The organism is Marinitoga sp. 1138 (genome assembly GCF_013363265.1).
GTDB classification, from domain to species: domain Bacteria; phylum Thermotogota; class Thermotogae; order Petrotogales; family Petrotogaceae; genus Marinitoga; species Marinitoga piezophila.
On sequence record NZ_LBFA01000030.1, the window covers coordinates 61,095 to 77,902 of the forward strand.

At 28.7% G+C, this 16,808-nt stretch carries 12 protein-coding genes and 1 riboswitch; of the genes, 6 read left to right on the plus strand and 6 right to left on the minus strand.

The genetic code is table 11. The annotated features are described in order from the left end of the window. Positions 1-2: 2 nt before the first annotated feature. Positions 3-746, minus strand: coding sequence for a hypothetical protein (locus tag XO11_RS09965; protein ID WP_014297472.1), 744 nt, complete (start codon positions 744-746; stop codon positions 3-5). 10 nt (positions 747-756) lie between these two features. Further along, the gene (locus XO11_RS09970; protein ID WP_175418568.1) at positions 757-1,851 is read right to left on the minus strand and encodes a CheR family methyltransferase; all 1,095 of its coding nucleotides are present in this window, start codon (positions 1,849-1,851) and stop codon (positions 757-759) included. 225 nt (positions 1,852-2,076) lie between these two features. Between XO11_RS09970 and XO11_RS10440 the strand changes: the two genes are divergently transcribed. Together XO11_RS10440 and XO11_RS09980 are read left to right on the plus strand one after the other, a co-directional pair. Continuing rightward, positions 2,077-3,786, plus strand: coding sequence for an HD-GYP domain-containing protein (locus tag XO11_RS10440; RefSeq protein ID WP_014297474.1), 1,710 nt, complete (start codon positions 2,077-2,079; stop codon positions 3,784-3,786). A gap of 8 nt (positions 3,787-3,794) precedes the next feature. After that, positions 3,795-3,896, plus strand: a riboswitch (purine riboswitch). A gap of 164 nt (positions 3,897-4,060) precedes the next feature. Further along, a complete protein-coding gene (locus XO11_RS09980; RefSeq protein ID WP_014297475.1) occupies positions 4,061-5,401 on the plus strand; it encodes an NCS2 family permease in 1,341 nt (446 codons plus the stop codon). A gap of 32 nt (positions 5,402-5,433) precedes the next feature. On the opposite strand, the gene XO11_RS09985 is transcribed toward XO11_RS09980, so the two are convergent. Next, positions 5,434-6,183 (minus strand): transposase, encoded by a 750-nt coding sequence (locus XO11_RS09985; protein WP_014297476.1) that lies wholly within the window; start codon positions 6,181-6,183, stop codon positions 5,434-5,436. A 166-nt stretch (positions 6,184-6,349) separates the two neighbouring features. Between XO11_RS09985 and XO11_RS09990 the strand changes: the two genes are divergently transcribed. From XO11_RS09990 to XO11_RS10000, 3 genes are read left to right on the plus strand one after another with little or no spacing between them, the layout of a single operon-like run. Continuing rightward, positions 6,350-9,082, plus strand: coding sequence for an RND family transporter (locus XO11_RS09990; protein WP_175418569.1), 2,733 nt, complete (start codon positions 6,350-6,352; stop codon positions 9,080-9,082). Next, complete coding sequence (locus XO11_RS09995; protein WP_014297478.1) at positions 9,079-9,846, plus strand: outer membrane lipoprotein-sorting protein; 768 nt, start codon at positions 9,079-9,081, stop codon at positions 9,844-9,846. Before XO11_RS09990 ends, XO11_RS09995 begins: the two co-directional genes overlap by 4 nt. 34 nt (positions 9,847-9,880) lie before the next feature. Continuing rightward, a complete protein-coding gene (locus tag XO11_RS10000; protein WP_175418570.1) occupies positions 9,881-11,317 on the plus strand; it encodes a hypothetical protein in 1,437 nt (478 codons plus the stop codon). Positions 11,318-11,371: 54 nt separating this feature from the next. On the opposite strand, the gene XO11_RS10005 is transcribed toward XO11_RS10000, so the two are convergent. From XO11_RS10005 to XO11_RS10015, 3 genes are read right to left on the minus strand one after another with little or no spacing between them, the layout of a single operon-like run. Further along, positions 11,372-13,282 carry a BMP family ABC transporter substrate-binding protein gene (locus tag XO11_RS10005; protein ID WP_175418571.1) on the minus strand — a complete coding sequence of 637 codons (1,911 nt, stop codon included), beginning with the start codon at positions 13,280-13,282 and terminating at the stop codon, positions 11,372-11,374. A gap of 19 nt (positions 13,283-13,301) precedes the next feature. After that, complete coding sequence (locus XO11_RS10010; RefSeq protein ID WP_175418572.1) at positions 13,302-14,030, minus strand: metallophosphoesterase; 729 nt, start codon at positions 14,028-14,030, stop codon at positions 13,302-13,304. A gap of 47 nt (positions 14,031-14,077) precedes the next feature. Then, positions 14,078-14,254, minus strand: coding sequence for a hypothetical protein (locus XO11_RS10015; protein ID WP_175418573.1), 177 nt, complete (start codon positions 14,252-14,254; stop codon positions 14,078-14,080). A gap of 309 nt (positions 14,255-14,563) precedes the next feature. Between XO11_RS10015 and XO11_RS10020 the strand changes: the two genes are divergently transcribed. Next, on the plus strand, positions 14,564-16,792 hold the full coding sequence (locus tag XO11_RS10020; protein ID WP_175418574.1) for a hypothetical protein: 2,229 nt from the start codon (positions 14,564-14,566) through the stop codon (positions 16,790-16,792). Positions 16,793-16,808: the final 16 nt, after the last annotated feature.

The following is a 16,808-nucleotide window of genomic DNA, read 5'->3' on the forward strand; positions in this document are numbered from 1 at the left end:
TATCACTCCAGAATTTCATATATATTTTTGCCAACTTTTAAGTACTTTTTATTCTTTTCATCTGATATAACTTCACCATTTGTTGTCTGGATATTTTTACATAAAAGGCTAAAACCTTTTTTTATAACGAGCCATTTAAATTCTTCGTCAGTTTTCAATACAGGGAAAATTTCATTTTTATATTCAACAAATCCGTCAAATTCTTTAAATGAAAAAGGGGCAAATTTTTCAATACCGGAAATATTAAGTATTTTGTATCTTTCAACAGCATATTTGCCATCTATAATAAAGAAATCCTGTAATAATTTTTGATGTGTCCCTCTTTTAATTTTTCTGTTTTTTACTATTACGTCTGGCATATCCTGTTTTAATGCATTTTCAATATTAAATACAAGTATATCTTCCCCTTCGTCTTCAAAATATCCGGAATATATTTTCATTTCAGGGAATAATTCAAGCATTTTTTCAGAAATAATGTGCACTTTGTCGATTTTTGTTTTTTTTATTATTGAGGTTACGCCAAAAGCCATTTTTTCATATATTAGAAAGATTTTTAAAACGAGCTTTTCTTCCAGCGGAAGGGTTACAACAGGGTATAAATTCCCGTTAAATTCTGAAAAACCTATAAACTGTTTTCCTGTATCCTCAGGGATAAAAGATGTTGAAATCCCTATGATATTATTTTCGATAGCTATTTTTCGTGTTCTGTTTTCAATATCCTTTATTTCACATATATAATATTCCATCTATAACACCTCAACTATTTTTTAAATGCCATAATTCTGGATCGTCAGGATTTAAATATATAGCTTTTGATATTGAATCTTTAAAATTTTTTCCAAGCCTTAATTCTACAAAACCTTTGTATTTCCATAAAAGATAATTTAAAGGATATTTTTCAATAGCATGTGAGATTCTTTCATAGGCCATAATGAAATTTTCTTTATTAAGCATTTCTTCAATTATTTCAAGCTCTTCTTCTAAAGTAACATGAGTATATGTTTTTAATATTTTGTCTTTTAAAATGTTTTTTTCAATATTATTTTTTGAAGGTTGTAAATTCTTTTTTTCCAGATATTTTAAGTTGATTTTATTTTTAAATAGCGAAGTTTTAGTATTCTTTTTTAATATTTTATTTTTTGAATTTTTCCACAGAACAATATCATCATAAAATTCCGGTTCAAATAATTCCAACAATTCTGGATAAAATTCCCCTTTACCCAGAATTAAATAACCATCTTTTTTTAATAGTAACTTTAAATCATTTAAAATTTTGCTAATTTGATATTCTTCAAAATATATTAAAACTCGACGAATAAATATAATGTCATATGTTTTCGAATTATCCTTTGCTTCCAATATTATATTTCTTTGCATAAAGGATATATCCCTTTTATAATTATTTTTTACATAAAAAAAGTTATCTTTTTTTTCAAAATATTTTTCAATTAAATCCTTTTTAAGAAATCTAACACTCCAGAATTTGTATTCCCCTTTTATTGCCTGTTGGATGCGTTCATAAGATAAATCAACACCTTTTATGGAATAATTTATTCCAGAATCATTTAATATAAAAGACATTGTATAAACCTCTTCTCCCCTTGAACAACCAAGGCTTAAAATATCCCAATTATTTTTTGTCTGGATTTTTCTTTTTAATATATTCCATAGATTTTCATCTCTGAAAAAATAGGATTCTCCAATGGTATAATTTTCAAGAATTATATTTTCCAGTATTTCTTCGTCCAATTCTCCTAAATATTGAATAATTTTTTTTACATTTTGAAATTTTTTTTCATCAAAACTTAAGCTATATTTATTTATTATATGTTTTAATTTAGTATCAATCATATTATCCCCCTCTAAAAATTCATCTCCACTTCTATTATACCAAGAATATTAAAAATAATAAATTATTTTTGCAAATAGATAAAAAAGAAAATATTTTCTATTTTTGGAACAGATTTAAATTTTTTGTTTCCATGCCGTAATTTTTTTTGCGGGGGATTTTGTTATAATTTACACTGAATTAATATATCAATGATATATTAATATAAAAATCAAAGGGGCTCAAGAATGAAGTTTGGAGATATCTTGCATAGTTATATTAAAAAATCTATTATCCAGAATGTTGTATTTTTCGCAATTATTATATTAATCTGGACTTTTTCGTTTTATATGTCATATAGCAATCTTTCTAATTACTCGCAGAATAATTATGACGCTTTTTCAGATGTTATGAATCATTATTTTTATCATTTAAAGTATATTAGCATTATTGATGATGAAAAGCTGCTTAAAGACATTAACATTAAAAGATTTTATGCTGTTGAACAAACAGGAAAGGTTAGAAAAACGCTACCAGATGAATTGTTTGAAGATAAATATATTAATCAGATACTTCTTTTTAAACTGCAAAATATGAAGAATATGGATACATTAATTTTAAAAACTGAGCTATTTTCAAATGAACCTGAGAAAATATATATTGTAAGTAAATATAATTCCTTATATTTAATAGGTGAATTAAATGCTTTAAATTTACTGCATAATTCAACATACTATTTTTCGATAATTGATGAATCAGGAGAATTGATTTTATCTGATTTGAATATTAATAAATTTAATTTTATTACAACTGATAACTTCAGGATATATCTTAACTTAAAGAAGAAATGGAAAAATATAACTCTTGTGACCTCTATTGATATTACAAAATATGTTATATACAATATTTTTATTTCGATAATTATATTATTATTGATTTATGTGAATTTGTGGTTCAAAAAAAGAAATTTAAGTCTTATGGAAACCTTTGAACAGGAATTTAATAAAATAATAAAGAGCATGGAAAGTTTCTTAAAAGAATTAAGAATTATGGATAGACAGAGTTTTATGATTTTGTCTGAAAATGATTTTGTGAATATTCTGGAACCAATAAAAAAAGAAAAATTCCATTTTACTGAATTAGAAGAATTAAAAGAAGTTGAATTTTTAGCTATAAAAGAAATGATAGAATTATTTGATGAAATTAGTGCATCAACAGAAGAATTAGAAGCTACAAATAAAGAACTTGAAGATTTATATAATCAGGTGGAAGATGCATATAATGATCTTGGGGTTTCTTATAGAAAATTTTCTTCGCATCTTTCTGCAATAGCTGAAAAATATGATGAAATAACAGGTTTTCATATTGATAGGGTTGCGAAATATTCGCGGTTAATAGCAGAAAAAATGGGTTTTGATGCGAAATTTGTAAATGATATTGAAACATACGCACCTTTACACGATATTGGTAAATTGATGATAAATCATGATATATTGAATAAACCTGGAGGGCTGACGGCTGAAGAATACGAGGAAATGAAAAAACATACATTATATGCTGAAGAAATATTTGGAAATGATGAATATTTCCAGATGGCTAAAAATATAGCATTATATCATCACGAAAAATATGATGGTTCTGGATATCCTTTTGGGTTAAAAGGAGAGGAGATTCCTATTGAAGCTCGTATTGTTGCGCTTGCTGATATTTATGATGCATTGAGAAGCGATAGACCGTATAAAGCTGGATACTCTCATGAAGAAGCTTATAATATTATAGTTAACGGTGATTTTAAAACCAAACCTTCTATATTTGATCCAGAGGTATTAGAAGTGTTTAAAAAGTATCATGAAGAATTTAATAAAATTTTTGAAGAATATCAGGAAAAATATGAAGTTAAAAAGGAAAAAAATAATGATATAAAAGATCATGGCGAAACAGAAAATGGTAAGGTATGAAAAGTAAATAGGTGAACAAGGATTCTTCCTGTATAATCCCGGGAATATGGCTCGGGAGTCTCTACCAGACAGCCGTAAACTGTCTGACTACAGGAAGAGAGATAATATAATTGTAATAAAGCATCTCTCTTCCTGGGGGATGCTTTTGTTTTTTATGATTAAAATATTAAATTTTATTTAATTTAAATAAATTAGAAATAATTTTGTAAACTATTACTTATACAATAATGTTAAAGGTATATTATATTTTTTAAAACTCAGGAGGTGTTATGGGGTGGAAAAGTTCTTTAAGTTAAGAGAAAACGGTACAACTGTAACAACTGAGATCCTTGCTGGTATTACTATTTTTTTAAGTATGGCCTATATTTTATTTGTTAATCCAAGTATTCTGGTAACAGCTATGGCTCCAGGTGCAGAAGTTGGAAGCGATGTTTATACTCAGTATTTTGGTGCTGTAATGGTTGCTACAATTTTTGGTGCAGCAGCTGCAACATTGGTAATGGGATTATATGCTAATTATCCATTTGCTCTTGCTCCAGGTATGGGTTTAAATGCATATTTTACCTATACTGTAGTTTTGAAAATGGGGATTCCATGGCAGGTTGCATTGGGTGCAATTTTTGTTGAAGGTCTTGTATTTATTTTATTAACAGCTTCAGGGGCAAGAAGTTTTGTTGTAAAAGCTATTCCTCAAAATATAAAATTTGCCACAAGTGCAGGTATAGGTTTATTTATCGCATTTATCGGTATGAAAAATGCAAGTATTATAGTAGCTAATCCTGCAACATTTGTTGGATTGGGAGATTTAACTGATCCAAATGCATTAGTTGCAATAATTGGTTTAATTATAACAGCTGTTTTATTTGCGTTAAGAGTTCCAGGATCGATTCTTCTTGGTATTATTATATCAACAATAATAGGTGCTTTCCCAATTTTTGGAGTTACACATTATCAGGGAATAATCGGAAAGATTCCTGATATTTCACCAACATTTATGAAACTTCAACTTTCATGGGGTGATTTAGTAAGTGGTTCATTCTGGGTTGTGGTATTAACCTTCTTCTTTGTTGACTTCTTTGATACACTTGGTACATTAACAGGTTTAGCTCAAAGTGCTGGATTTATAAAAGATGGAGAAGACTTCCCAAGATCAAATAGAGCATATATGGCTGATGCTATAGGTACTTCTGTAGGTGCATTATTTGGAACTTCAACAGTTACAACATATATTGAAAGTGAAACAGGTATTGCACAGGGTGGAAGAACAGGTTTAACATCAGTAACTGTAGCTGTATTAATGCTTCTTATGTTATTCTTCTCACCTTTAGGATTAACAATTCCAGCTGCAGCAACAGCACCAGCATTGATTTTTGTTGGTTCTTTAATGTTGAAAAACTTAACAAAAATCAGATGGGAAGATACAACAGAAGCTGTTCCAGCATTTATAACAATTATAATGATGCCATTGACATATTCTATTGCTAATGGTATTGCTCTTGGTTTAATAGCATATCCATTAGTTAAGGTATTATCAGGAAAAGGTAAGGAAATTCACTGGTTAAACTGGGTACTTGCAATTGCATTTGTATATTACCTTATATATTTACAACATTAATAAATCAAGGGCTGTTTCTTTTGAAACAGCCCTTATTTTTGTTTTAATAATTCTAAAAAAATATAGAATAAGCGTTCATTACCATGAGTGCTTACAACATGAGATTGTGCCAGTGCAAACAACAGTGAATTACCATTGGATAGTTTTCCTTTTACCACACTATCTGAGAAATGTTTTATAAACTCATGGAATTCTTTACGAGCTTCCTGTAAATTAATTTTTTTGGAATTTTTTTCGAGTATTTTAATGGGTTTTTCAGAAAAGATTATGAAAACATCGTAATTATTTATATCTTTAAAAATATACAACCTTCCAAGCTTTTCGTTTTCAATATTTTTTAAGTTTTCAATATTACATTCCTCGAAATATTTCATATCTATATTATTATCTTTATATTTTATACCAACAGCAAAAAAATCTCCTACATCTTCGACACCAAATATCCTTTTTATAAATCGTTTTAAAATAAGCTTTCGTATTTTTAAAACGGTATTATAGGAAACATTTAAATCTTCAGAGATTTTTTTTATCATTTTTCCTTCGGCTAATTCATGAACAATTCTTACAAACTTCAAAGGTTTAATTCTTATATCCTTGAAAATAGTACCATTGTATCTTGACCATTCTCTCCTGCATGATTTGCATTTAAAATGATTTCTTCTTATTGTATAAACTTCTTTGCTTCCGCAATATGGACATTCGCTTTTTATATTCAATATTCCAGCTTCTATTAAAAATCTTTCTGCGCTGCTATCATCTTTTAATTTTTTTATCAAATCCATTTTTATCTCTCCTTTCATTTTATATTTTACCACATTAATTAAGTCTTAATTATCTGCCACCAAAAAATTCTTAATCCTTAAATAATTTTGAAACATTTGAGGAGTATATATTATAAACGTGAAGATAAGTATTCAATAATTGCCACCAAAAGGAGGAGGAGATAAGATGGAGTTAAACCGTAAAAATTCTATATTTATAGTTATTCTTGTAGCGGTTTTAACAATTGTTTTTGGTATTTATGCAGCAAAGGTCAGTGTTCATGATAATATATCAAGTTATGTTCCAAAAGATGATCCTGACAAGGTGATTTATGACGAAGTGGCAGATACATTTGGTTTAAACGGCATGATTTTAACAGCAGTAAAGTATGACGATGTGTATAAACACTTTCCAGAGATATATAAACTCACGGAAGAATTAAAGAAACTTGATGTAGTTGATAATGTTATTTCACCTGTTAATGCTCCAAGGATTAGCACAACAGAAGATGGAGATATTTCAGTTGGAAACCTTGAATCAACATTTGATTTTTCAAGCATTAAATCGTATAGTCCAGAAGAATTGAAAAATGAATTAAAAAACGATGATATGATTAAAGGAAAATTTATATCAGATAACGAAAAAAGCGTATTATTTGCAATTGGATTAAAAAAGGATGTTGAAGAGAAATCAGCAGGTTTAAAGGTTGAAAATGTATTTAAAGATGCAGGTGTTGATTATTATATCTTTGGTACAGCAATTGCGAATAGAGAAATAGAGGAAATAGTAAAAGATAATTTATTAAAGTTAATTCCTATTGTTTTAATTCTCGTTATGGCTGTTCTTTATTTTAGTTATAAGAACATAGCAGGTGTGTTATTGCCTATCATTTCAGTTTTGCTTGCTGATATATGGACAGTTGGAATAATGGAATTGTTGGGAATAGACTTTAACATAACAACATCAGCAGTGCCAATTGCAGTTGTTGGTATAGGAACAGCATATTCAATTCATATTATCAGTAAATATTATGAAGAATTGCATAAGGGTATTTCAGCAGAAAAAGCTGTAAATGAAACATTGAAGCATGTAGGAACAGCAGTTGTTTTAAGTGCATTAACAACTATCGCAGGATTCTTATCATTGTTAACAGCTGATCTTACTCCTGTGTGGCAATTGGGAATATTTACCTCACTTGGTATAGCTTTAGCATTACTAATGGCAACTATATTTGTTCCAGCAATGCTTTTAATTTTCAAGCCAAAGTCGAAGGTAACATTATCTGAAGACGGAGAAAGTCCGTTTTTAAGAAACTTTACAGATAAGATTGTACATCATAGAGCCATTACATTGTCCATAATAGCAATTCTTGTATTATTTACAACATTCTATATTCCAAAAATCAAATCTGATATGCAAATAGAAAATTTCATGAGCGACAAAACACAAATGGTTAAAAGTTCTAAGTTCTTAAGAAATAATTATGGTGGAAATGATTATATATTCGTTGATTTAGTGGCTAAAGGAGACAATACATTCAGGGATTTCTACTTTAATAGATCTATTAGAGATATTTCATTATTTGCAAAGAATTATGATGTTATTTCACAGATTTCAAATATAGGTGATGTTGTTGCAAATCTAACAGAAGGATTTACAGGCGTAAAGTACATTCCTGGTTCAAACGCAGCAATGGAACAGGATTATATGATGATTGAAGGTAGTGAAGGAATAGATAAGATATTATCCGCTGAAAAGAACGAGGGAATTTCTCAAATGATGGTAAACACCAAGAGTTTTAACAAGGTTAAAATCCTTGAAAATGACTTAAGAAAATATATTAATGATTATATCTATACAGATTACAATACAGAAGAATTTGACGTTGGAAATCCAGAACACATAAAAGCATTTGAACACGAACTTAAACAATTCATAGCAGCAAGAAATGGAACATATACAGAAGAAGTTTTAAATACAATGTTAAAAGCAAGAAAGGCTGATATAAACGAGATAATTTCAGGAATGGATAAAACAATGATATTAAATCTATTTAATAATTATCTTGCTGAATATGGTGAAGAAACAATTGATATGAATACATTCAATGCATATTTAAAAGATCCAGAATCAGTGGATGAATATATTTCAGAATATTATGAATATTTTGTATATGATTACGAACCAACATTAAAGGCATTATATGTGGAAAATACTTTGAAATCATTAAATACAGGATTAAAAGAAAATTATATAAAAGAACTTTCACAATATGTAAATGATGAGGAAGTTGTAATTCCAGGGGGAAATAAGAAGTTATTGGTAAGGGTTACCGGTATTCCGGTATTGACAAACAAGGTTAATGATATGGTATTTGACAATCAAAAAGAAAGTATGATGCTTGCCTATGCACTTGTATTTATATTATTTGCAATTCAAATGCATTCTGTGGTTCTTGGAATACTCGCATTAATTCCTATTACTCTTACTATAATTGTCAACTTTGGAATAATGGGGCTAACAGGTATTTCATTAAATGCAGCAACAGTAACAATTGCATCAATTACTATTGGTACAGGTATAGATTACACAATACACTATTTAACAAGATTTAAGAAAGAATATAGGCTTACAAAGGATAAGTTTAAGGCTGCAATAAGAACATCAGCAACCTCTGGAAGGGCTATATTAATTAACTCTCTTGCAGTTATTCTTGGATTTGCAACATTTATATTCTCAGAAATAGGTATGTTAAGTCAGTTTGGTATTTTAACTGCAACAGCTATGTTAGTGGCTCCTATATTGACTTTAACAATATTCCCTATATTAATGACAATGCTTAATGAAAATCTTTTAAATAAATTCTCAAAAGAATCATTACTAAAAAGAAAATTAAAAATGGAGGAGGAGAAAGCATGAACTACAAAAAGGGATTGGTATTACTCACAGTAATTATTTTAACAGTTGTTTCCGCATTTGCAATTACAGGGCAGGAAGTATTGGATCAATTAAAAGACGCACACGATAATTTCAAAACAGAAAAATCACTTGTGATCATGCAGTTAAAAGACGCTAATGGAAATATCAGGGAAAGGGAATTTGATATGTATATTATGCATGATGGCGACGACACACTTGCGCTTGTAAGATTTAATAAGCCATCAGAAGTAAAAAGAATTACATTGCTCACATTATCAGACGATGAAATTTACCTTTATATGCCAGCATATAGAAAAACAAAGAGGATTTCCGGCGGTGCAAAAAATGGAAAATTTGTAGGTTCAGACTTTAAATACAACGATATTTCATTATTATACAACGAACAAAACGGCGATTACGATGCAAATCTTATAAATGAAGATGATAAATCATATACAGTAGAAATAATTCCACATGAAAAGGACAGTGATTATGGAAAGATAGTAGCGTTAATAGAAAAAGAAAACATGCTCTTTAAAAAAATAGATTTTTATAACAAAAATGGAGAATTAATAAAGGTAATGACATTTAGCGATGTAAAAGATTATTCGGGTCATATTCTCGCAACAAGAATAGAATTAAACAACATTGAAGAAAATCACTCAACAATACTTATTATTAAAAATGTTGAATTTGATATTCCAATTACAAAGAAATTCTTTAACAAGAGAAATATCTCAAAACCTGTTTTGAAGTATCAATAATAAAAATAAAAAATAAGATTTTGGAGGCGAGAGTATGAAAAAAAGCATAGTAACAATAATATCGCTCACATTGTTAGCATTGACATTATTTGGCTTTTCTGGTGATTTAAATTATATATACGGTTATAATTTCTCAAATAATGCATCAACAACATTTAGTGGATTAAAAACAAATATTACACTTGAAAATGAACTCGACAATCTTTATTATAGATTTTCAATAGATTTATTCAAATTAGACGGTTTTGATTTAAATGTTAACTCAGATATTGATACAACACAGTATGCAGCATTGATGCCATCATCAGTATATTTAATATCTCCATCATTACCATGGGCATTATATGTACTCAATGAAGCGTTTGCAGATATTTATCTTGATGAAGCAACATTAAGAGTCGGAAGGTTTATTCCTGATAGCGGCAGTTCAACATTTTACAGTCCTTCAGTAACAATTCCAGCACATGATGGAATTAATCCATTTGAACCATTAAAAACATTACCTGTAGATGGAATATATTTAAATGGATACATTGCAGACTATACATATGAATTAACCTTTACACCAAAAACATATGACGATATACCTTCATTTATACTATATCCAAAAACAATAAACGAAACAATAATTTCTGAGAACGCAGCAACACTTACATATGCATTTAAAACATTAATGGTCTTACCAGATATATATGAAGTTAAAAATATCTATACAGAAACAAAAAATATAGACGAATTATTGCCTGTAAATAGCGATTATAGTGCAAAGGTTTCAATGGATATTTCAAATTACAATATCAAATTAGGTTATGCTCATGACCATTATCACTTTACAGTTCCAGAAACAATAGAAATAAATTATTCAAAAGATGGAACAGGAACATCAAAAACAACATTATACAGACCATATAGAAATGTAGTAACATTAGATTTTCAGGGGATATCCTATTTCTTTGATTCTATAAGCTATCATGGCGAAGCAGCATTAATTATGCCAGAAAAAACATATATAAAAGTAGATACAACATATTATGTTCCAAATCCTGAAAATCCAACAACAACAGTTCAGACAAAAGATTCAACAGAAGTGGACATTTTTGAAAAGTATTATGTAAAGGCTGTAGGAGGTATCGAATATACACACGGAGAAGACTTTACATTGGGAATTGAAGGATTTAACGGTTTGCCAACAGAGGAATTAAAAGGGCATATTTCATTTGGAAGCGATATGTATATAAAAGCAAAGATAAACAATGTATCCTTTGAAGGTCTTGGATTAGCAGCGTTTTCAAAAATCAATGATAAATATGAACCCGGATACATGGGAACATTAAAAATTGCATATAATGGAATTGATAACTTTGAGCCTTCAATACAGTTAAAATATGCATATGCCGAATCAGATGAACACTCATTAAAATCAATGGAAGATTTAAATTCAATCTCATTAAATATAAAAATTTATTTCTAATAAATAATATAAAATTAAAGTGCCGGGATTAATTCCGGCACTTTGTTATTAAATTTAATCAGTGGTAAATATAATCTTTTCCAGTTCTCCTTTTATATTATCAAGATACCAATTAATCTTTAATAATTCTTCATCTGTAATACTTTCATCATTTGTTGCTACTATATTACCATTTGCATCTATAATTGGACCGCTAAACACATCGTATTCCCTGTTTTTTATTGCGTTTTTCATTAATTCAATAAGATTCTCGCTTTGTCCGGGAAGCAAATTCTTCGATTTAAATAATCTTACAATTTTTCTATCCATTCCATACCAGTACTTTCTTAAGTCCTTTAGATGTTTTGAAGTGGTAATCTCCCACTCATCATTCAAAAGTTTTTTTACAATTTTTTCATAAAAAGGTCCCCAATTCCATGTTGCAGCTGCTATATTGGTTTTTGGAAATAATTCATCTTTTTTTATATTATATCCTATGCTATATACATTATGCTCATCGGCAATTTCCAGAGGAGTAAGAGTGTCGAGATTAGAAGCTATTATATCATTTCCAGATTCTATAAGTTTCACCGTTAATTCCTTTTCTAATTCATAGTTTATCCATTCTTTTGTCCATTTTACGTCAATAACAGCTGATGGATTTACCATTTTAACTCCTATAGCAAAAGCATTTAAATTCCTTACAAATAAAGGTAATGGATAAGGCGCAATAAACCCTATCTTATTTGATTTCGTCATAATTCCCGCTATCATTCCTGTTAAAAATTGTGGTTGATATATTCTTCCGAAATATACAGAAAGATTTCTATAACTCTTATATCCCGCACAATTTAAGAACTTTACAGACAAATTATTTACAGCTGCTTTATAAGTTGAATCCATAAAATCAAAACTTGTAGTAATAATTAAATTATAATTCTTATCCACCAATTCTTGAATAACTTCATATGAATCTTCTTTTTTTACATTCTCAATATATGTAGTATGAATTTTATCTTTAAACTTTTCTTCAATATAATTTCTTCCAATTTCATGAGCCTGAACCCAGGTGCTTTCATTAATAGTATTTCTATACACAAAAGCTATATTTAAAGTCTTTTCCTGTGCAGCTGACAATTTAATAAAAGAAGCTAACATTTCATGTAGTAAATCTTTTTTTTCTTCTAAATAAACAGTTTCAAGCTCCTTAATTAATTCTTTTACTCTTGCTTTTAATTCTTTGTCTAAAATATTATCTTCAATTCCATATTTTTTTATATACTCAAGAAAGGCATCGCCGGTAGTCAAAGGAAGACTTTCGCCACCAAGAGAATGATACACCTTTCTAAAGTTCCAGTATATAAATTTTTCAAAATATTTGAAAAATTCATTGGGGTTTTGATTGGTTTCCTTTACATGTTTCAAAAGGATTTCTTCAAGTTCCTTAAAACTTCCTTCCCGTTTAAACCATATCATATTTATTTTTGTTTTTTCATAAAAATCAAGAAACTCATAATAAATTCTAATTTTAGGGTCCAGTTCATCATATTTTGGTATTATCCTTCTTACATTTCCTACAATTGAAGGTGCTTCGAGATATTTTAAAACACTTGCTCGTTTATTTCCTTCTACAACATAAAAATAATTTAAAAATTCATAAGCTACTATAGGTTCCCTTATGCCTTCTTCCTGCTGTGCTTCAAAAAGATTCATCCATTTAATTGCAAATTCACTTGTCTCTTCTAACAATGGAAGAAAGTTTTTTGAAAATGCACTTCTTCGGGATTCGTAATAAGTGCCTTTAACCTTTTTTAGTGGTATTTCTATCGTTCCAAGGTATTGTTCTCCACTAATTTCATATTTTTGAAGCAAATGTTCTAAAGAAGGTAAATATCCGTCTTTCCCTCTACCTTCCCAGTATAATAACTCCCTTTCCCCTTTTTTCTTTGCATTTTTGTATTCCTTTGCGCTGTCAAATCGATTCATTATATCCTCTCCCCGAAAATCATAAATAAATTTCCTTTAATTTAATCCTTCCATTTTCACCTTTTATTTTTACAATATCATGCAAATTTTCATCATATAATACATACTTAAAAGGAACTGTATTAAGTAAATATGAAATTCTCCCTTTATAATAAATCTTAAAATTTAAAGGTTTGCTGGTATATCTTGGATGAATATGGCCATAAAACCAGATTTTTGGAAAATATTTTAAATAAATTTTTGCTAATTGTTTTGAACCTTTGTGATAATCATCCATATCATCAAAAATATTTGAAATTCCAGGTGGCGAATGGGAGATAATTACATCCAGTTTTTTAAATCTATTTAAAAATTTGCTGCGATTTAACTTGTGGCAAAAAGCCTTTGCATCCTTTTCTTTAAAATGAAATGGCTTTTTACCATAAGATAGTGCACCGGAAAATCCGGTAATATACACATCTTCAGAAATATTAAGAGCTGATTTGATATTTATAATTTCATTGTGGATTACTTTAATTCCTGTATAGATATCAGAAAAATCGTTTAAATTTATATCTTCAAACTTTTTGAAATATTTTTTATCGTGATTTCCATAAATCATTAAGCTAATTTTAGGGGTTAATGTATTCAATAAAAAATCAAAATATCCCGGTGATAAATCACCGCAACCAAGCAAAATGTCGCATTTTTTAATTATTTTATGAATACTTCCCTTTTCTTCATCAGAAACTGCTACAATTTCTATCATCAATATCTGTCTCCCTGCTGTCAACTATAACTTTTCCACTTAATTAATTATAACATGCTAATAAAAAAACGAAGCCAATAGGCTTCGCTTATAAAATTACTAAATTTTAAATATTTTAATATTTTCATTCTATTTTCCTGTTTTCCTATAAAAACATTTAACCGTTTTAACTCAATATCTATATTTTTAAGAACTATAAAATTTTTAACCTTTATTCTTTCCATACAATCATCTCCTGGTATAATTGGTGGTTTTATAGAAATAGTATTATTTTCAATATAATATAAAGTTATTTCACTTACTCTGCAAATATTATACCATATTTATTATGATACTTCTAAATTTTGAATGAAATCTTTCAATTATTATTGAAACCATTTAGTATTTGTGAAATCATCATAAAAACAAAAAATTTTCTAAATTAAAATATTTAGTTAATAAAAATTCAAAAAAAAAAAAAAAAAAAAAAAAAAATGATACATTATAGTTGGTAATTTAATATTTTATTCAATTGAAAATAAGGGGGCAGGATGATGAAAAGAGTCATTGTATTTTTGATGGTGACAATAACTATGCTGTTTTTTATGGTATCCTGTTTTCACCAATCGGAAAAAGCAAAAGAAAATATTCAAACAATAGCACCAACTACTCCAGAGCCTGTAGATGGAGCAAAAAATGTAAATATAAATCACCTATGTTTGAAATGGAAAGGATCAATAGGTTCAGAAGGAGATATTATAAGTTATGATGTGTATTTTGGAGAATCACAGAATTCGATGAAACTAGTTTATAAAGATTTAGATAAAACTTCTGTAAATATACCTGAACTTGAAAAAAGTAAAACATACTATTGGAAAGTGGTTGCGAAAAATCGTAAAGGAGAGGAGATATCAAGTAAAGTATGGTCATTTACAACAGAAAAGAAAATGATTCAAAATGGTTATATGTTTGTGTATGGTGATGGTATGCTTGCGATATATGATGTAAATTCAGATCCGGAACATCCGGTATTTGTATCATCAATAGATTTGCCGCATGAATCTACAAGTTTCTGTTTTGACGGTGTATATTTGTATACCGAAGATCTTGATATAATTGATCTTAGCGATGTAAAAAATCCAGAATTAATAGAAAAGCATGATGGTGCGTATATGCCATCGGATGCTCGAGATATTGTAGTAACAAATGGTTATGCGTATATAGCAACTTTTGATAAGCTGGAAATAGTGGATATAAGCGATAAAACGAATCCTAAAAAGATAGGGATGTATAATACAGGATATGTTTATGGAGTATATGTAGATGGAAATTATGCATATCTTGCAGCTGGTATTTCAGGTCTGGAAATAGTGGATATAAGCGATAAAGCAAATCCTAAAAAAGTGGGAAATTATGATACAGGGACAGCTTATGGAGTATATATAGATGGAAATTATGCATATGTGGCAGATTATGATAATGGGTTGGTAATAGTTGATATAACAAATAAAACAAATCCAATAAAGGTAACGTCAGTTTCAACAAATGGTTCTGCATATGAAATTATTGGTATAAAAATATATGGTGTTCAAAAAAATATATTTCTTGGAACTGAAGGAGGATTAAAAGCTGTTGATATAACTGATTTAAACAAAGCGTATCTTATTGATTCATATTTTGATGATTTTTCAGTACATCATGGCGTGATCTCAGGTGATTATGCTTATGTAACAGGGGATGGGTATGCGGTAGTTGATATTAGTAATCAATATAGTTTTGATAAACCAATTTATGAATATGTAGATAAATATTCAAATCCTTCTGCATATAGCGGTGTTCATGTGGATGATTATGATATTATTGCAGCGGGAGATAGTGGACTTGCTATATATAATGAAACAACAAGGAAAACATATACTCTTTATCTTGAAGGTACAGCAAGAGATGTTTTTGTAGATGATAATTATGCATATGTAGCAAATTATTATCATGGTTTGGAAATAGTGGATATAAGTGATAAAACGAATCCTAAAAAAGTAGGAGATTATGATCCCGGTTATTTTTATAGTGTAGAGGGAGTGTACGTGGAAGGAAATTATGCATATCTTGCAGCTGGAGATTCTGGACTTGTAATAGTAGATATAAGTGATAAAACAAAACCCAAAAAGGTAGGAAACTATAATAATTTTACTAAGGTTTACGGAGTATATGTGGACGGTGATTATGCATATATAGCAGGTTTTGATAAAGGTCTGGTAATAGTGGATATAAGTGATAAAACAAATCCAAGAAAAATAGGGGAGTATAATACTACTGGTTTAGGTTTTGCTATAGGAATATATGTGGATGGTGATTATGCATATGTTGCAAATAGTTATAAAGGCTTAGAAATAGTGGATATAAGTGATAAGACAAATCCAGTAAAGGTGGGGGCGTATAGTCCAGGTTATTTTTATAATGTAGAGAAAGTATATGTAGATGGGAATTACGCATATCTTGCAGCTGGAAATTCAGAGTTTGTAATAGTAGATATAAGCGACAAAACAAATCCAACAAAAATAGCAGCTTATGATACAAAAAATATTTCTGAGATAACATCGCCTGTTAAAATTAAAAATTATGATTATGGTTATATTTATGATGTGAAATTTGATTCAAATAATAATGTTGTTTATGTTGCAGGGTCAATGGGATATATGCAGATAAATGTTTTAAAGCCAGATTCTGTAAGAATTAATTGGAAGATACCAATGTCAGATTTTGGGGCAATTTTAATCTGGTAAAAATAATTTTTAATTT